The sequence below is a fragment of the Labrys sp. ALF-8 genome (assembly GCF_059699065.1).
Genome location: NZ_AP048537.1, coordinates 1,881,986 through 1,900,233, shown reverse-complemented (window position 1 = coordinate 1,900,233; position 18,248 = coordinate 1,881,986). Strand labels below are relative to the sequence as shown.

14 protein-coding genes and 1 pseudogene are annotated in these 18,248 nt (G+C 65.6%); 6 read left to right on the top strand and 9 right to left on the bottom strand.

Annotated features, from left to right (window positions below):
• Positions 1 to 52: 52 nt before the first annotated feature.
• On the bottom strand, positions 53 to 430 hold the full coding sequence (locus AC6H34_RS08725) for a VOC family protein (protein WP_497538510.1): 378 nt from the start codon (positions 428 to 430) through the stop codon (positions 53 to 55).
• 161 nt (positions 431 to 591) lie between these two features.
• Between AC6H34_RS08725 and AC6H34_RS08720 the strand changes: the two genes are divergently transcribed.
• Both AC6H34_RS08720 and AC6H34_RS08715 read left to right on the top strand, forming a co-directional pair.
• Positions 592 to 2,478, top strand: a complete 1,887-nt coding sequence (locus AC6H34_RS08720) for an extracellular solute-binding protein (RefSeq protein ID WP_497538509.1) — start codon at positions 592 to 594, stop codon at positions 2,476 to 2,478.
• A gap of 23 nt (positions 2,479 to 2,501) precedes the next feature.
• A complete protein-coding gene (locus tag AC6H34_RS08715; RefSeq protein WP_448150348.1) occupies positions 2,502 to 4,331 on the top strand; it encodes an extracellular solute-binding protein in 1,830 nt (609 codons plus the stop codon).
• Between the two features lie 262 nt (positions 4,332 to 4,593).
• Here the strand turns inward: AC6H34_RS08715 and rplS are convergent, their stop codons facing one another.
• The 7 genes and pseudogenes from rplS to AC6H34_RS08680 form a co-directional block, all read right to left on the bottom strand.
• On the bottom strand, positions 4,594 to 4,962 hold the full coding sequence (rplS, locus tag AC6H34_RS08710; RefSeq protein WP_448150349.1) for a 50S ribosomal protein L19: 369 nt from the start codon (positions 4,960 to 4,962) through the stop codon (positions 4,594 to 4,596).
• Positions 4,963 to 5,221: 259 nt separating this feature from the next.
• Positions 5,222 to 5,932 carry a tRNA (guanosine(37)-N1)-methyltransferase TrmD gene (trmD, locus tag AC6H34_RS08705; protein WP_497538508.1) on the bottom strand — a complete coding sequence of 237 codons (711 nt, stop codon included), beginning with the start codon at positions 5,930 to 5,932 and terminating at the stop codon, positions 5,222 to 5,224.
• A gap of 88 nt (positions 5,933 to 6,020) precedes the next feature.
• Positions 6,021 to 6,746 (bottom strand): HAD family hydrolase, encoded by a 726-nt coding sequence (locus tag AC6H34_RS08700; RefSeq protein ID WP_497538507.1) that lies wholly within the window; start codon positions 6,744 to 6,746, stop codon positions 6,021 to 6,023.
• Positions 6,736 to 7,281: a ribosome maturation factor RimM gene (gene rimM, locus AC6H34_RS08695; protein ID WP_497538506.1), complete on the bottom strand. Its 546-nt coding sequence runs from the start codon at positions 7,279 to 7,281 to the stop codon at positions 6,736 to 6,738. The genes AC6H34_RS08700 and rimM overlap by 11 nt, the downstream gene beginning before the upstream one ends.
• A gap of 126 nt (positions 7,282 to 7,407) precedes the next feature.
• Entirely contained in the window at positions 7,408 to 7,773 is a 366-nt protein-coding gene (gene rpsP / locus AC6H34_RS08690; protein WP_497538505.1) for a 30S ribosomal protein S16, read from the bottom strand.
• A gap of 54 nt (positions 7,774 to 7,827) precedes the next feature.
• Entirely contained in the window at positions 7,828 to 9,375 is a 1,548-nt protein-coding gene (gene ffh / locus AC6H34_RS08685) for a signal recognition particle protein (RefSeq protein ID WP_448150354.1), read from the bottom strand.
• Between the two features lie 299 nt (positions 9,376 to 9,674).
• A pseudogene (locus tag AC6H34_RS08680) lies at positions 9,675 to 10,039 on the bottom strand (endonuclease domain-containing protein).
• A gap of 129 nt (positions 10,040 to 10,168) precedes the next feature.
• On the opposite strand from AC6H34_RS08680, the gene AC6H34_RS08675 reads away from it, so the two are divergent.
• Entirely contained in the window at positions 10,169 to 11,098 is a 930-nt protein-coding gene (locus AC6H34_RS08675) for a glutaminase (protein ID WP_497538504.1), read from the top strand.
• Positions 11,099 to 11,179: 81 nt separating this feature from the next.
• Here AC6H34_RS08675 and AC6H34_RS08670 read toward each other — a convergent pair whose 3' ends face one another.
• Positions 11,180 to 12,655: an amino acid permease gene (locus AC6H34_RS08670; RefSeq protein WP_448150356.1), complete on the bottom strand. Its 1,476-nt coding sequence runs from the start codon at positions 12,653 to 12,655 to the stop codon at positions 11,180 to 11,182.
• A gap of 260 nt (positions 12,656 to 12,915) precedes the next feature.
• On the opposite strand from AC6H34_RS08670, the gene AC6H34_RS08665 reads away from it, so the two are divergent.
• The 3 genes from AC6H34_RS08665 (at position 12,916) to AC6H34_RS08655 (ending at position 18,222) form a co-directional block, all read left to right on the top strand.
• Positions 12,916 to 13,428 carry a DUF1993 domain-containing protein gene (locus tag AC6H34_RS08665; protein WP_448150357.1) on the top strand — a complete coding sequence of 171 codons (513 nt, stop codon included), beginning with the start codon at positions 12,916 to 12,918 and terminating at the stop codon, positions 13,426 to 13,428.
• Between the two features lie 91 nt (positions 13,429 to 13,519).
• Complete coding sequence (locus AC6H34_RS08660) at positions 13,520 to 14,773, top strand: metallophosphoesterase family protein (RefSeq protein ID WP_448150358.1); 1,254 nt, start codon at positions 13,520 to 13,522, stop codon at positions 14,771 to 14,773.
• Positions 14,770 to 18,222, top strand: coding sequence for an ATP-binding protein (locus AC6H34_RS08655; protein ID WP_497538503.1), 3,453 nt, complete (start codon positions 14,770 to 14,772; stop codon positions 18,220 to 18,222). The genes AC6H34_RS08660 and AC6H34_RS08655 overlap by 4 nt, the downstream gene beginning before the upstream one ends.
• The last annotated feature ends 26 nt before the right edge of the window (positions 18,223 to 18,248 follow it).

Here is an 18,248-nt window from a genome sequence, read left to right as displayed (position 1 = left end):
CGCGGCCGGCACTATAGCGAGCGGGAGTCCGGCGTCAATCGCGGATCGCGTCTCAACCGCTGGCCAGGCCGTGGATATTGCCGTCCGGATCCTTGAACCAGGCCTGCTGCAGGCTGCCCGTGTGGTGGATGTCGCCTTCGCGCGTGGTGCCCGGCATGTCGTAGTGCTCGAATATCACGCCACGCTGTTTCAGCTCCTGCACCAGGTCCGCCATGTCGTCCCCCACCACCCAGGTCACGGCCGTTGCGTTGTTGGTGCCGCCATAGGTGGATTCGTAGACCAGCACGATGCTGTTGCCGGCCTTGTAGGCGATGGCGTTCGGCTCGTGCAGGAAGGCGATCTCGAGGCCCACCTTCTCCTCATAGAAGAGGCGGGCGGTGGGCAGATGGCGCACCGGGAGCGTGGCAACGGCGATCTTGCTTCCCAGCATGGCGAATCTCCGAATCGGTGCGGCAGGCCCGCCCTGCCGCGAGGGTAGAGAATACTCTCCGATTGTTCAAAAAACTGCCTACATTTCCGCCGCAATGCCCCCTATCCTGAAGCTGAATCGCCGTCCTGCCTTCGCGGACGGCCAAAACAGCCGGGATTCCCATGCGTCTTGTCCGTCTTGCCGCCTTGTCCGCCATTCTCGTCTTGGGGAGCCTCCCTGCCGCTGCCGAGGACAGTCCCGGCAGCACGCCGCCCTGGCGGATCGGCCTCTCGCTGCTCGGGGAACCCCAGCACACCACGCCCTTCGATCACTATGACTACGTCAATCCGGATGCGCCGAAGGGCGGCACCGTGCGGCTGGCGATCCCCGGTACGTTCGACAACTTCAACATCGCATTGATGTCGATCGCGGGCACGCAGGTGAAGGGCGTGATCGAAAGCGGAGTCACCAATGTCTACCAGACCCTGATGACGGACTCGCAGAGCGAGCCCTCCACCGAATATGGGGAGATCGCCGACGCCGTGCGCTTTCCCGACGACCTCTCCTCGGTGACATTCCGCCTCAACCCGAAGGCGCGCTGGAACGATGGCCAGCCCATCACGCCGGAGGACGTGGTCTGGTCCTTCGAGCAGCAGAAGGCGGCCAATGCCCAGACCGCCAACTACTATCATGACGTCGCCAAGGCCGAGGCGACCGCGCCGGATCAGGTGACCTTCACCTTCGCCACCAAGGGCAACCGCGAGCTGCCGCAGATCGTAGGGCAGCTCTTCATTCTGCCCAAGCATTGGTGGACGGCCAACGGGCCCGACGGCAAGCCGCGCAACATCGCCAACACCAGCCTCGAACCGCCTCTGGGCTCCGGCCCTTACAAGCTCAAAAGCTTCGAGCCGGGCCGTTCCGCCACCTACGAGCGGGTCAAGGACTGGTGGGGTGCAGATCTGCCCACCGCCAAGGGACAGTATAATTTCGACGAGATCCGCTACGTCTACTACACCAACGTCCAGCAGCTTCCGGAGTTCTTCAAGAGCGACTCCTATGATTTCCGCCTGGAGAACGTCATCGCCAACTGGATGACGCTCTACAATATTCCGGCCGTGAAGGACGGGCGGATCGTCAAGCAGGATTTCCCGAGTAACACCAGCGGCCGCATGCAGGCTTTCGGCTTCAACATCCGGCGACCGAAGTTCCAGGACATGCGCGTGCGCCAAGCCTTCAACCTCGTCTTCGATTTCGAGGAGTTGAACCGTTCGGCCTTTTTCGGCCAGTACAAGCGCATCGCCTCCTATTTCGCCGGCCTCGACCAGTTCTCGGCCACCGGCCTGCCGCAGGGCGAGGAACTGGCCGTCCTGAATTCGATCAAGGACAAGGTGCGCCCGGACGTGTTCACCACGCCCTATGCCAACCCCGTCAACGGCACCGACGAGGCACGCCGCGCCAACCTGCGCACGGCTCTCGGCCTGCTCAAGGAAGCAGGCTGGGAGATCAAGGATCGCAAGCTGACCAATGTGAAGACCGGCGAGGCGATGAGCCTGGAGATTCTGCTCAACGACGATACCTTCACCAAGATTGCGCTGCCCTATATCCAGAGCCTCAAGCGCCTCGGCGTGGACGCCACCGTGCGCGTGGTCGACGACTCCCAATACTCCCAGCGCGTCAACAACCGCGATTTCGACATGATCCTCTTCGGCGTCGGGCAGTCGCAGTCTCCCGGCAACGAGCAGCGCGACTTCTGGAGTTCCGCCGCCGCCGACCAACCCACCTCGCGCAATGCGATCGGCATCAAGGATCCGGCCGTCGATGCGCTGATCGACCGCATCGTCTATGCCAAGGACCGGACTGAACTGGTGGCGTCGACCAAGGCGCTCGACCGTGTGCTGCTCTCGGGCAACTATGTGGTGCCGATGTGGTATTCCGGCGTCTGGCATACGCTGCGCTGGAATCGCTTCGGACATCCCGACAAGCTGCCCACGCAGAGCCCCACCGGCGGTTTCCCCACGGTGTGGTGGTATGACCAGGCCCTCGCCGCCAAGACGGGGGCGCCGAAGTGAGGGGCCTGCCCATCGAGAAGACCATGGCTCATCCCACCCGCCGTACCGTCCTCAAGGCCGGCTTCCTGGGCGCGGCCGCGGCGTTGCTGCCGGTAGGCGCGCGGGGCGAGGAGGTCGAGAGCCACGGCCTTTCGCTGTTCGGCGATCTCAAATACGGGCCGGACTTCAAGGCCTTCGGCTATGTCCGCCCCGATGCGCCCAAGGGCGGCACCTTCTCCCAGCAGGTAGTGCAGACCACCTATAACCAGAACCTGTTCACCTTCGACAACCTGAACATGTACATCCTGAAGGGGGCAGGCGCGGCGGGCGTCGACATGTGCTTCGCCACCCTTCTGGCCCGTGCCTGGGACGAGATGGACGCGATGTATGCCTACGCGGCCCAGTCCGTGCAGGTCTCATCGGACAGGCTGACCTATCGCTTCCGCCTGCGGCCCGGCCTCAGCTTCCATGACGGCTCGCCGCTCACGGCGGAGGATTGCGCCTGGTCGTTCATGCGGCTGAAGGAGGACGGTCACCCCTATATCACCGAGCCCCTGCGCTACATGAAGGAGGCGGCGGCCGAGGCGCCCGATCTGGTGAGGGTCACGCTCACGCCCGATCGGGGACGCACCACCCCCCTCACCATCGCCGGCCTGCCGATCTTCTCCAAGGCCTCCTGGGCAGGAAAGGACTTCACCCGGACCACGCTGGAGCCGATCCTCGGCAGTGGGCCCTACAGGATCTCCAGGGTCGATGCAGGGCGCAGCATCAGCTTCGAACGCGTGAAGGGCTGGTGGGGCGAGACACTGCCGAGCCAGGTCGGCAGCAACAATTTCGACACCCAGACCTATGTCTACTACCAGGACAGACCGGCTTCCTTCATCGCCTTTTCCACGAAGAATTTCCTGTTCAGGGAGGAATATACCTCGCTCAACTGGGCCACGGGCTACGATATTCCCCCGGTGAGGGATGGGCGCATCAAGCGCGAGACGGTGCCCGATCACACCGCCTCCGGCGCACAGGGCTGGCTCTTCAACACCCGCCGGCCGCAATTCGCCGATCCGCGCGTGCGCCAGGCCCTGGGCATGGCCTTCGACTTCGAGTGGACCAACAAGAACGTGATGTTCTCGCTCTATCGGCGCACGGCGTCGATCTTCGAGAACTCGATGTTCAAGGCCGATGGCAAGCCCTCGCCCGAGGAACTGGCCATGCTGGAGCCCTACCACGGCAAGGTGCCGGATACGGTGTTCGGCGATGCCATCGTGCCCCCCGCGTCGGACGGCTCGGGGTTCGACCGCACTCTCCTGCGCGGGGCAGGGAAGATGCTGGCGGAGGCGGGCTGGACCATCGACAACCGCGTGCTCAAGAATGCCAAGGGCGAGCCCTTCACCGTGGAGTTCCTGGAAGACGACGACGGGCTCTACAAGCATACTGCGCCGTTCATCCAGAACCTGCAGCGCCTCGGCATCCAGGCGACGTTCCGCATCGTCGATCCCTCGCAGATGCAGATCCGTACCGACAATTTCGACTTCGACGTGATCACCCAGCGGGTGTCCTACAATTCAACGCCGGCCGACGACATGCGCGCCTACTACGCCAGCTCCAACGCCAAGGTGAAGGGCACGCTCAACCGCAGCGGCGTCGCCGATCCCGTGCTCGACGCGCTGATGGGCCGCATGGCGAATGCCAACAGCCGCGAGGAACTCGTCACCGCCTGCCGCTGCTTCGACCGCGTGCTGCGCTCGGGCTTCTACTGGGTGCCGATGTGGTACCGCACCGAGCGATGGCTCGCCTATTGGGACGAGTTCGAGCATGGCGATCCCGGCGCGATCTACGAACTTGGCGCCATGGACCTGTGGTGGAAGAAGGGATAGCTCCGGACGCGGGCAACTTTCCTGGGACCGCCGGCATCCTGCCGGCCCTGCGCCCGCTTCCATGAGGGAGCGGGCGCCCCGGCTCCGCGTCTCGGGTACGTGCCGGTTCAAGAGGCGGGCGATCCCAGGAGCGCCGGAGCGTGGACGTCCCCGGCTGCGATCGGGACGCTTCACATGAAAGAGGGCGCCGACCACACGGCCGGCGCCCTCTCTTGCATTCGATTCGTTCGCAGGGACGGACGGGACGTCCGCGCTTGCGGGATTACTTCTTGTTGTCCACGCGCTCGGCGATACGAGCCGACTTGCCGCGGCGATCGCGCAGGTAATAGAGCTTGGCGCGGCGGACCTTGCCGCGGCGGACGAGCTTGATGGAATCGATCATCGGCGAGTAGAGCGGGAACACGCGCTCCACGCCTTCGCCGTAGGAGATCTTGCGGACGGTGAAGCTTTCCTGCAGACCGCCGCCGTCGCGGGCGATGCAGACGCCTTCGTAGGCCTGAACGCGCGAGCGCTCGCCTTCGACGACCTTGACGTTCACGATGACCGTGTCGCCGGGCTGGAATTCGGGAATGTCCTTGCCGGCCGACAGGCGGGCAACTTCTTCCTGCTCGATAGTCTGAATCAGGTTCATGATCGATCTCCGCGCGCACCCAAGGGGCGCATCTTGCTCTTGCTTGAAGTGGAGGCGTGCCAATACGCGAAATCGCTGGCCGAGTCTATCGAATTCGACGCCCCCGGCGCACGGGCATCCTGCCCGTTCTTGGCTAGGCGGCCCCGGAGCCGGGAATGCCTGCGGGCGCTGACCTTGCACGAAAAGCCGCGCAAATATGGATGGCGATCACCGATCGCCCGTTACCTTTCCGACAAGACGCCCTGTTTCCAGATCGATCTCAGCGCTTCTTCTTCGGCGGTGGCAGTCGCGCTTCATAGGCTGGCCACAAATCGGGGCGCCTCTCCTTCGTCAGCGCTTCCGATTGCTGGTGGCGCCAGGCCGCGATGTTCTTGTGGTGCCCCGAGCGCAGGATCTCGGGGATCTCCCGGCCTTCGAAGACGAGAGGACGGGTGTAGTGAGGGTATTCGAGAAGGCCGTTCTCGAAACTCTCCTCGTCGCCCGAGGTGTCGCCGCCCATCACGCCCGGCAGCAGGCGTACGCAGGCGTCGATGAGCACCATGGCGCCGAGCTCGCCGCCCGAGAGAACGTAGTCGCCGATGGAGACTTCATGGAGGTTGCGCCCCTCGATCACGCGCTGGTCCACGCCCTCGAAGCGCCCGCATACGATTACCACCCCTTCGCCCGCGGCGAGGGTGCGCACATGCGCCTGGGTCAGCGGCGTACCGCGGGGAGACATCAGCAGGCGCGGCCGGCCATCATCCGGCAGGGCGTCGATGGCCTGGGCCAGCACGTCGGCCCGGATCACCATACCGGGTCCGCCGCCGGCAGGAGTATCGTCGACGGCCCGGTGCCGCCCCTGGCCGAAGTCGCGGATGTTGCGGGCATCGAGCGACCAGGTTCCGCCGGCAAGCGCTTCGCCTGACAGCGAGACACCGAGCGGGCCGGGGAACATGTCAGGATAGAGCGTGAGGATCGAGGCGCGCCACATGGGACCTACCGCGAGAACGGACTGGATGTCCGCCTCATGGAAAAGCCTACGCTGCACGAAGGAGCGGACTGGATGTCCGCGCTCCCGGTCATCCCAGCAGGCCCTTCAGCCGGCCATCCGTGAAATCCCCGATCGAGAAGACCACGTTCGGTGCCCGCAGCGTGGCAGCGTCGAGCATGGTGGTGACTCCAACGGCACGCATGCCGGCATTGGCTGCGGCCTCGATGCCGAGCGGAGCGTCCTCGAAGACCACGCACTGGGCCGGCTCGAGGTCCATCGCCTGCGCGGCGGCGAGGAAAAGGTCTGGATGGGGCTTGCCGCGATAGCCCATCGAAGGCGAGACCACCGTGACGAAGTGACGGCGCAGGTCGAGGCCGTCCAGCACCAGCGAGGCGTTCTCCGGCGTCGCGGCCGTCGCCACCGACATCCTCTGCCCACGTGCCTCGCACGCTGCGATGACCGTGGTGAGACCCGGCATCGGCGTCATCTGGCTGCGATAGATCTCGCGGTAGATCGCCTCCTTCTCGAGGCCGAGCGTCTCGAGCTCGAGTTCGGTGGCGTCAGGCTTGGCCCACTTCACCACCTCGCGATTGGCGCGACCGGCCGTTTCGCGGAAGAAGGTCTCGCGACTGAAGGGCAGGCTGTGCCGCAGATGCCAGGTTTCCCAGGCATCGTTGTGGACATGCATGTTATCAACGAGCGTGCCGTCCATGTCGAAGATCAGGCCGGCCACGGGGATGGCGGCCAGCGCTTCGAAGACGTCCCCGAGGCTGTCCGAGAGCGAAGCGTCCCGGACCACGTGATCAGCGCTCATCTTTTCCATCCTCTTGGCTCTCGTCTCCTGTTTCCTCGGGAAGCACGACGAGAATATGTCCGGCCTTGATGTCGACGGTCGGCACGACAGCCTTGGTGAAGGGCAGCAGCACGGGCCGGCCTCCTTCCGGGGTGACCTCGACGATGTCGCCGGCACCGAAATCATAGAGGCCGGTGACGGTGCCGATCAGCTTTCCCTTCTCGTCGCGGGCGGCGAGGCCGATCAGGTCGGCATGGAAGAATTCGTCCTCGTCTTCCGGCGTGCCGAGCGCCTCGCGCTCCGCGAAAAGCTGGAGATTGACGAGTTGTTCGGCGGCAGTCCGATCATCGACGCCCTCGACCCGCGCCACCAGAATGTCTTTCTGCTGGCGCAGGCTGGTGAACTTGATGAGGCGTCCCGTCCTGGTCTTGAGCGGTCCGTAATTGGCAATCGCCAACGGCTCCTCGGTATAGGATTTCAGCCGCACCTCGCCCTTCAGGCCATGCGCCGCGCCGAATACGCCGAGAAGAACGAGGTTTTGCGGAGCGGACGGCATGACTCTCCCGGGAGTGCGGACATCCTGTCCGCTCTTGGAAACGACGCGCTATGAGACCGGGGAAGAGCGGATCATCCGACACTCTCGGAGTGTCCCAGGGATGTCCGCACTCCCGTCTTATGGGCCTTATTCGGCCGCTTCGGCCGCAGCAGCCTCAGCCTTCTTGGCCTTCTCGGCAGCGCGTTCCTGGGCCTTCTTGCCTGGGACGGCCTTGGCCGGGTTATTGCGGGCTTCGCGGGTCAACAGGCCGGCATCGGCGAAATGACGCAGCACGCGGTCGGTCGGCTGGGCGCCCTTGGCGATCCAGGCCTTGGCGGACTCCAGATCGACGTTCCAGCGCGAATTGCCGGAATCCTTGGCGATCATCGGGTCATAGGTGCCGAGCTTCTCGATGAAGCGGCCGTCACGCGGGGAACGCGAATCGGCGACGACGACCGCGTAGAACGGACGCTTCTTGGCGCCGCGACGGGCGAGGCGGATCTTGAGGGACATGGGATACTCCGTTTGTCTTTTGCGTAGGTGTTGAGGTGAAAGGGTTTCAGGCGGCTATTTCTTCTTGCCGCCGAAGGGGAAGCCCGGCGGCAGGCCACCCGGCAATTTCGGACCGCCGCCCAGGCCGGGAAGGCCAGGCAGCTTGGGGCCGCCAGGGCCGAAATCCGGCATCTGGGCGGGAAGGTTGGGCATGCCTGGCGGCATTTGTCCCTTCTGGAGGGCTTCCAGCGCGCCGGGAGGAATTTGCGGCATGCCGCCGCCGAGCCCGAACATCGAGGCCATCTTGCCAAGCGCGCCCTTCTTGGCGCCGCCCATCTTCTTCATCATGTCCGCCATCTGCATATGCATCTTCAGGAGGCGGTTGATCTGTTCGGGCGAGGTTCCGGAGCCGGCGGCGATGCGGCGCTTGCGCGAGGCCTTGAGGATCTCGGGCTTGCGGCGCTCTTCCGGCGTCATCGACTCGATGATGGCGCGCTGGCGCTTGAACAGCTTCTCGTCGAGATTGGCGTTGGCGAGCTGGTCCTTGATCTTGCCCATGCCGGGCAGCATGCCGAGCACGCCGGACATGCCACCGATCTTCTCCATCTGGATCAGCTGCTCACGCAGGTCATCCAGGTCGAAGGAGCCCTTCTGCATCTTGGCGGCGATCTTGGCCGCCTTCTCGGCGTCGATCGTCTCGGCGGCCTTTTCGACCAGCGAGACGATGTCGCCCATGCCGAGGATGCGGTTGGCGATGCGGGCGGGATGGAAGTCGTCGAGCGCGTCGACCTTCTCGCCGGTACCGACCAGCTTGATCGGCTTGCCGGTGACGGCACGCATCGATAGCGCGGCGCCGCCGCGGCCATCGCCGTCGAGGCGGGTGAGCACGATGCCGGTGATGCCGAGACGGCCGTCGAAGGCGCGCGCTGTGTTGACGGCGTCCTGGCCGGTGAGGGCGTCCGCCACCAGGAGCACTTCGTGCGGATCGGTGGCCGCCTTGACCTCCGCCGCCTCCGCCATCAGGGCCTCGTCGACCGTCGTGCGGCCGGCGGTGTCGAGCATCACCACGTCATAGCCACCGAAGCGGGCGGCATCCATGGCGCGCTTGGCGATCTGCACGGCACTCTGTCCCGCGACGATGGGCAGCACGGAGACGCCCACCTGCTGGCCGAGCACGGCAAGCTGCTCCATGGCCGCGGGGCGGCGGGTGTCGAGCGAGGCCAGGAGCACCTTCTTGCCGAACTTGTCGGTCAGGCGCTTGGCGATCTTGGCGGTGGTGGTGGTCTTGCCCGAACCCTGGAGGCCGACCATCAGGATCGGCACCGGCGGCACGGCCTGCAGGTCGATGGCCTGGCCCTCGCCGCCGAGCGTTTCGATCAGCACGTCATTGACGATCTTGACGACCATCTGGCCCGGCGTGACCGATTTCAGCACATCGGCGCCGATTGCACGGCTGCGCACCTTGTCGGTGAAGGAGCGCACGACGTCCAGTGCCACATCCGCCTCGATCAGCGCACGGCGGATCTCGCGCATCGCTTCGCCGACGTCGCTCTCGCTGAGAGCGCCGCGGCGCGTGAGCTTGTCGAGCACGTCGGAAAGACGCGCGGAGAGACCATCGAACATCCAAAAATCCCTTTGTGGCTACGACGCTGATATCGGAGCCGCCCTTGGCAACAGCAAGACGCACAACGCAAAACACGCCCGTGGGCGCATCGCGCTGACGGGCGTTGGCCTCCATTCTCCAGGAATGGTCGGCGGTTGGTTGCCTTACTGATGTAAGAACGGGCGGGAAATAGGGCAAAAGGGCGGGGGAGTCAATCCAAACGGTTGGGCGAGACGGGACGCATGAGAATGAACCGCACCGTCAAAGTCCCCTCGCCCCGCTTGCAGGGGAGAGGATAAGGGGGAGGGGCGGCGCGACGTCACAAGGTGTCCCGCCCCTGAAGCATCGTCAGGATATACTCGCAAACACCATCGATGGTCTCGTATATCTCGGCGTTCTGAACACGAACGATGCGATATCCGGCGGTCCGTCGGAAATGTTCCCGGACGGCGTCCCTGGCCTTCTCGACCTCGGTCGAATGCGTTGCTCCGTCGACCTCCACTATGAACAGCCGTTCGCGACGGACGAAATCAGGAAAGTAGGTCCTACGAGGTCCTGTCGAATGAATTTGTATCCACCCAGGGCGCGATTCTTCAGCCGGCTCCACGATAACCGCTCGGCCTTGGTCGCATCCCTGCGCAAATGTTGGGCTTGCGCGTGCTTCGGCAAATCGATAGTGCGCATGCTGATCCCGAGAGGGCGGTGCCGCCCCTCACCTCCATCCTCTCCCCGCAAGCGGGGCGATGGGGCTTTGACGGTGCGGTTCATTCTCATGCGCCCCGTCTCGCCCAGCCGTTTTTCCGAGATCCTGCCTTGCCCCAGCTCGACCAGGTCGTGAAAGAAATCGCCGAGGAAATGCTGAACCGCCCCGACCGCGGGGAGGTGGCGACCTATATCCCGGAGCTTGCACGCATCGATCCGAGGCATTTCGGGATCGCCGTCGTCGATGCGGAGGGCAATGCCCATGTCGGGGGCGACGGCGAGATGCCCTTTTCGATCCAGAGCATCTCCAAGGTCTTCACCCTCACGCTGGCGCTCGGGAAGGCCGGTGACAGGCTGTGGCGGCGCGTGGGACGAGAGCCCTCGGGAAGCCCTTTCAATTCCATCGTGCAGTTGGAAAACGAGCGCGGCATTCCGCGCAACCCGTTCATCAATGCCGGCGCCATCGCCGTCACCGACCTGATCCTGTCAGGCCACAAGCCGCGCGAGGTGCTGGGCGAGATCCTGCAATTTATGCGCTTCCTCGCCGATGATCCCTCGATCATCATCGACGAGGCCGTGGCCGCTTCCGAGCAGCGCACAGGCTATCGCAACAATGCGCTCGCCAACTACATGAAGGCCTTCGGTGTGCTCGACAATCCGGTCGAATACACGCTCGGCGTCTATTTCCATCATTGTGCCATCGCCATGTCCTGCCGGCAGCTGGCGATGGCGGGCAGGTTCCTGGCCCAGTACGGTCGCAATCCCACCACCGGCCACCTGGTAGTGCAGCCCGAGCGGGCCCGGCGCATCAACGCCATCATGCTGACCTGCGGGCACTATGACGGTTCGGGCGAATTCGCCTACCGCGTCGGCCTGCCCGGCAAGAGCGGCGTCGGCGGCGGCATTCTCGCCATTGCTCCCGGCAAGGCCTCGATCGCCGTGTGGTCGCCGGGGCTCGATGCCTCGGGCAATTCGCATCTGGGGCGGATCGCGCTGGAGATGCTGACGCGCCGGATGGGCTGGTCGGTCTTCGGAGGGTGACGCCGGCAGGTGCGGGAGGTGCACGCCGGAGCGAAGGATTCGATCCGGCGAAACCTCCCGAGCAGCGTCGGGGAAGCCGCGCTATTTCAGCGGCTGCTGGCCTCTCAAGCCCTTCATCAGCACCGAATGGCTGCGGCCATAGGCGAAATAGAGCGCAAGGCCGATGACCAGCCAGACGATCAGCCGCAGCCAGGTCTCCCAGGGAAGGAAGACCATCAGCGCCACCGAGAAGAGAATGCCGAGGATGGGCACCACCGGCACGGCGGGAGTCCGGAAGGGGCGGGCGACCTCTGCATCGCTCTTGCGCAGATAGATCACCGCACCACAGACCAGCACGAAGGCGAACAGCGTGCCGATCGAGACCATCTCGCCGAGGATGTCGATCGGCGTCAGAGCGGCAACGATGGCGACGATGACGCCGATCAGGAGCTGGCTCTTGTAGGGAGTGCCGAGCGTGGGATGGACGTGGGAGAACATGTGCGGCAATAGGCCGTCCCTGGCGATGGTGAAGAAGATGCGGCTTTGGCCGTAGAGCAGCACCAGGATCACCGTGGTGAGGCCGGCCAGTGCGCCGATCTTGATCAGCACGGAGAACCAGGTGAGGCCGATGACGTCGACGCCCCTGGCGATCGGGTCGGGTACGTTGAGTTGGGTGTAGGGCACCAGGCCCGTCAGCACGCCCGCAACGGCGACATAGAGGATGGTACAGATCAGCAGCGAGCCGAGGATGCCTATAGGCATGTCGGTTTGGGGGTTCCTGGCTTCCTGGGCGGCCGTGGAGACGGCATCGAAGCCGATGAAGGCGAAGAACACCACCGAGGCGCCGCGCATGACGCCGGTCAGACCGAAAGAACCGAAGTCGCCGGTATTGTCGGGAATGAAGGGGTGCCAGTTGGCCGGCGTGACATAGCCGAAGCCGAGCACGATGAAGGCCAGTACGACCAGCAGCTTGATGCCGACCATGATGTTGTTGACCCGCGCCGACTCCCTGGTGCCGCCGATGAGCATGGCTGTGAGCAGCAGCACGATCAGGGCTGCCGGCAGGTTGACGATGCCTTCGACGGTGGTTCCGTCCGGCAGCTTGGCCAGCGTCCAGGGTGCCGCCGCGTATTGGGGAGGGATGTTCAGGCCGAAATTGTGCAGCAGTGACACGATGTAGCCCGACCAGCCCACAGCCACGGTCGACGCTCCCATGGCATATTCGAGGACGAGGTCCCAGCCGATGATCCAGGCGAAGATCTCGCCGAGCGTGGCGTAGGTGTAGGTATAGGTGCTGCCTGAAACGGGGAGCAGGGCCGCCAGTTCGGCATAGCACAGGCCGACGAACGCGCAGGCGATGCCGCCTATCACGAAGGAGAGCATGATGCTCGGCCCTGCATATTTCGCCGCCGCCGTCCCGGTGAGGACGAAGATGCCGGCGCCGATGATGCAACCGATGCCGAGGGCGGTGATGCTCCATGGACCGAGCGTCTTGCTGAGGGTGTGACCGCCGCCCTCGTCGCCTTCGGCGATGATGTCCGCCACGGGTTTCCGGGCCATCAAACCTACGTCTGCCATTATGAATTCTCCCCCTCTTCACGTTTTGCGTTAGCGAGCGGCGCCGATCTTGCTAAAACCGGTCCGCCAGGGATGTGTTCACCGGGTAAAAGTTTGCCGGATTACAATTTGGTAATGTGGCTTTCCGCAGGTGTCCACATCATTGACAGGGTTCAGCGAAGCCGAAAGTTTCGGAAACCTACTTTGATACCTCCGAAAGGCTCACGATTGCGCGATTGTCAGGCATCGTGTGAATAATCGGACAAATACCGAGAGGAAATATGCCCCTTTCTTTCTATCAATCCTCGACCCAGGTGTTTATTCACGGTCTAGGAAACCTTTCGGCGATCCTCGAGAAGGGATCTGCCTATGGGGAAGCCAGGAAGATCGATCCGACGGTGATGTGCGGACTGCGGCTGACCGCCGACATGCTGCCACTGTCCCGCCAGGTCTCCACGGCCTGCGATTCCGCCAAGCTGGCGGTGTCGCGCTTGTCGGGCGTCGAGGCGCCCAAGCATGCCGACGACGAGAAAGACTTCGCGGAGTTGCAGTCGCGCATCGCCAAGACGCTCGACTTCATTCGGTCGGTGCCCGAGGCCGCGGTGGAAGCAGCGGCCGGGCGCAAGATCAGCCTGAAGATCGGCGGCACGCAGCGGGAATTCGAATCCGATGCCTATCTCACCCTCTTCGCGCTGCCGAACTTCTATTTCCACGTCACCACCAGCTATTCGATCCTGCGGGCCAATGGCGTGGAACTGAGCAAGCGCGATTATCTGGGGCCGATTCTGGGGTGAGGGGAGCTTTTCACGTGGCAGGCCGGTCCGTCGCCCGTCGGGGACTTTCTTTCCCTGTCGACTCGGATAGGTGATCGGCTAAAAGCCTGCCATGCGCTTTCGCTTCGTCCATGCCGCCGACTTGCATCTCGACAGCCCCATGCACGGGCTCACCGCGCGCCAGCCGCACCTTGCGGCTCTGTTCGCACAGGCGGCGCGCGGAGCCTTCGTCGCGCTGGTCGACGAGGTATTGGCGCGCGAGGCCGCCTTCCTGGTCATTTCCGGCGATGTCTACGATGGCGACTGGCGCGACTATCATACCGGCCTGTTCTTCGCGGGCCAGCTTGCCAGGCTGTCGCGAGCCGGCATTCCCACCTTTCTGATCCAGGGCAATCACGATGCCGAAAGCCAGATTTCGCGCAAGGTGACCCTGCCGCCTCTCGTGCATGTCTTCGGTACCCGGAAGGCGGAGACGCTGGAACTCGCCGATCTCAAGGTCGCCTTGCATGGCCGCAGCTTCGCCGACCGTTCCGTAACGGAGAACATCGTGCGGACCTATCCGGCCGCGCGGGAAGGCTGGTTCAATATCGGCCTGCTGCACACCTCGCTCGACGGGCGGGCCGGCCACGCCTCCTACGCGCCCTGCACGCTCGCGGACCTCAAGGCGAAATATTACGATTACTGGGCCCTCGGCCATATTCACGCGGCCGAAACCGTTTCGACCGATCCCCATGTCGTCTTCCCGGGCAATCTCCAGGGTCGCCACGTGCGCGAGGCCGGCGCCAAGGGAGCCATGCTCGTCGAGGTGGACGACGGCATCGTTCTTGCCGCGACCCCCATGGTGCTCGACAAGGCCCGCTGGGCGTATATCCGGCTCGATGTAGGCTCTGCGGCGAACCTGCCCGAGGTGCTCGCGCTCGTCGAGCCTGCCCTGCGCGCCGAGGTCGCCGCTGCCGGGGAACGGCCGCTTGCCTTGCGCCTCGCCCTGCTGGGCGAGACGTCGGCCCATGATCTGCTCGTCGCCGATAGCCAGCATCTGCAGGCCGAGATCCAGGCTGCGGCCGATCGGGTGAGCGATCACCTCTACATAGAGCGCGTGGAAATCGCGACCGCGCAGCCTCGCACGGCAAGACGCGGCGAAGCCGTGGGTTTTGCCGATCCCGAGGTGTTGCTGGCCGGCCTGGAGGGCGACGCGGCCTTCCACGCGAGCTTTTCCGCCGCGGTCGAGGAGATACTGGCCAGGCTCCCCGATGAGATCCGGCAGGCCGTCGCGGAGGGCGGCGAGGCCATGCGCGCCGGCCTGGTGTCGGAGGCGCGTTCGGTGGCGCTGGCACGCCTGCGCCAGGGTTCCGGCGAGGCGGCATGAAACTCACACGCCTCGATCTCGACCGCTACGGCCCCTTTACCGGCGCCCGGCTCCAATTCCGGCCGGAGGCCGCGCTGCACATCGTCTACGGCCCGAATGAGGCCGGCAAGAGCTCTGCCCTCGCCGCCATCACTGACCTGCTCTACGGTTTCGAGGCGCGCAGTCCCGCCAATTTCCGCCACCGCTACGAGGATCTCAGGATCGGTGCCGAAGTGCTGCGCGCCGATGGCAGCAGGCAGGCATTCTGGCGCCGCAAGCGTTTGCGCAATTCCCTGTCCGACGGCGCCGATTTCCCTCTGGACGACGGCCTGCTCGATGGCGCGCTTGGCGGTATCTCGCGCGAGGTCTTCCTCGCCGCATTCGGCCTGGACCAGGCAGGATTGCGGGAGGGCGCGAGGCAAATGCTGGCGGCGCAGGGAGAAGTGGGGGAAAGCCTGTTCGCCGCCGCCTCCGGCCTCAAGACCCTGCTCTCCGTGCGCACCGGCCTGGAGGCGGAAGCCGATGCCCTGTTCGGCCTCCGCAAGTCGAGCAAGCGTGCTTTCTATGAGGCACAGGAGCGCTACGATGGCGCGCGCCGGGCTCTGCGCGAGCTCTCGCTCCGGGCCGACGACGTGCGTGCCCTGGAAGGGGAGATCGCCGCTCAGGAGACGAAGGCGGGTACCCTGGCGGGACAACTGCGGGAGGCGGGCATCCGGCGCGCGCGCATCGACCGCGTGCGGCGTGTTGCACCTCTGCTGGCCCGCATCGATCAGGCCGAGCAGGCACTCTCCGGCCTGCGGGCCTTGCCGGACCTGCCCGACAGCCTCGCCGGCGAGATCGAGGCGGCCCTCTCCAGGGCCGCCGCAGGCCGGGAGTCTCTTTCGCGCCTGGTGCGCGAAACCGAGGAGGCCGGGCAATCGCTCGCAGCGATTCGCGTGAGCGATGCCCTTCTCGCCGAGAGCGAAACCATCACGGCGCTGAACGAGGAGCGTGCCGCGCTTGCCAAGGCCTTGCAGGACTTGCCGCGCCGGGAAGTTGAGGCGCGCGACCTTGCCCGTGACCTCGACGACCTCGCCCGCCGGCTGGGCATGTCTGGCCGAGCCGCTCTTTCCGGGTTGCGGCCCGACGATCTCGCGCTGGAACGCATCCGCCTCCTCATGGAACGCCGCCGCCGTGCGGAGGAAATGTCGGGCGAAAGCCGGCGTGCCGCCGCTAGGTGGCATGAAGCGATCGAAGCTCTCGAGGGCAAGGCCGCCAGCCTTGGCGGTGGCACGGACCCGCAACCCATGCGCCAGCGCCTGAAGGCCATGCAGCCGGCGCTTGCCGAGGCGGCGGCCCTCGGCGAGCAGGAGGCCGAGTTCGACCGGCGTGAGGCTTTGTTCGAGGACAGGCTGGCGCGCCTCTCGCCCTCCGTGCCCGACAAGGATGCGCTCTGGGCATGGCGCGAACCTCCGGAGGAGGCGCTTGCGGCGGCAGAACAGCGTTTTGCCGAACTCGATGCGCGCGCCCGCCAGCAGGAAGCCGACGCGAAACGCCTGAGGAGTGCGATCGCGGCCGCCGACGCCGCGCTGGCTGTCGTCGCGGGGGAGGAGGGGTTGATCGAAGGCGATTATCTCGCTCGGGAACGCGAGGAGCGCGACGCGCTGTTCGATGCGATCGCCGCGGAACCCTCGGCGACCGCCATCTGGGCCTATCGGAAGATCGTCGCGCAGGTCGACATGCTGGCCGATCGCCGCCTGGCGCAGGCGGAGCGCCTTGCCCGGCGCGAGGTGGCCTTGAATGCGCGGGACAGCGACAGCGCCGCGCTTGCCAGCCTGCAGGCCGACATGGGGGCGCTGGCTTGCGATCGGAGCGCGGCCGACGATGCCTGGCGCGCGCTCTTCGCCCCCATCGGTTGTGCGGACGCCACCCCCGCCGCCATGCGGCGCTTCCTCTCCGAACTGGGCCGTCTGCGCGAGGAACGTCAGGCGCTGCGCGATCTCAAAGCGCGCGTCGCGCAGGCCCGGCACCGCCTCGATGGAGAGCGGCCGGCTCTTGAGGCGCTCGCGGTGGAGGCCGGCCTCGGCGGAGTGGCGGTGCAGAGTCTCGCGAGCCTGGTGCGTCTGGTCGAGGACCGTCTGGGTGTGCTCGAGCAGGGCGCTCGGGAGGCCCGTTCGCTGACGGACCAGCTCGCCAACGCGCGTGCCGAGCTTTCCCGGGCAAGCAAGACCGGGGAGGAGGCGAGCGCAATTCTTGCCGCCATGGTCAATGAATGGTCGGCGGCCCTCGGCGCGCTCGGCCTGCCCCCCGATACGAGCCCGCAGGAGGCGGCGAAGGCGGGCGAATTGTGGATTGCGGTCCAGGGCAAGCTGGACCAGCTCGGCAATGTGGAGCATCGCATCGCCAGTATTAGAGAGGACCAGGCGGGCTACGCCCAGCGCGCCCAGGCCCTCGCTGGCCGGTTGACGCCGGACGAGGCGGCGGAGCCCACGGAGATCGCTCTCGGTCTCGCGGCCGCACTCGGCACGGAGCGCGAGGCGGCCGCCCGGCGACGGGCTGCGCAGGAAACGCTGGACCGGCGCAAGGCGGCGTTGGCCGGGATGCAGGCGGATCAGCGGGTTCATGAAGGCGCAGTGGCCCTCCTGGCCGACAAGGCCGGATGCGAACCGGCCGCTTTGGCGGTGCTCGCCGGCGAACTCGTGACACGCGCCGCGCTGCGCCAGGAACTCGCGAGGGCGAGTGCGGAGCTGGCGACACAGGGAGATGGGCTGGACGAGGCCGTCCTGAGGGCGGAGGCCGGCGAGATCGGCGTCGACGAGGCTGCCGGCGAGGCAGAGGCCGTGCAGGCCGAACTCGCGACCCTGATGGAGGAGGACAAACAGGCCGCCCTGTCGCTCGGGGAACTGCGCAGGCGGCGCGAAGCGATCGAGCGCGAGGCGGGGGCGGCCGGCGCCGCGCAGGCGCTCCAGGATGCCCGCGGCGACCTCGAACGCATCTCGCGCGACTATCTGGTGCTGAAGACGGCTTCGCTTCTGATCGAGTCCGGGCTGGAGCGGCAGCTCAAATCGGAGCAGGGGCCGCTGATCGCCCGCGCCGGTGCTCTCTTCGCCACCATGACGGGCGGCGGCTTTGCCGGCATCGCGACGCTTTACGACGACGAGGATCGGCTGCGGCTGGCCGCCCGCCGCATCGACGGCAACACCACGCCGATCGAAGGCCTCAGCGAAGGCACGCGCGACCAGCTTTACCTTTCCCTGCGTCTTGCCAATCTCGAGGTCATGGCGGCCCGCCGGGAGGTACCTCCCTTCATCGGCGACGATCTGGTCATGACGTTCGACGAAACTCGCGTTGCCGCCGCGCTCGAGGTGCTGGCCGTCAGGGATTCGTCGCTTCAGAAGATTCTCTTCACCCATCACCGCCATGTGATCGACATCGCCCGCGACCGGCTGGGAGATGTCGTGGACGTCGTGTCCTTCGAGGGAATCGGCTGATGTGGCGGGAATTGGAGTCCCTTGCC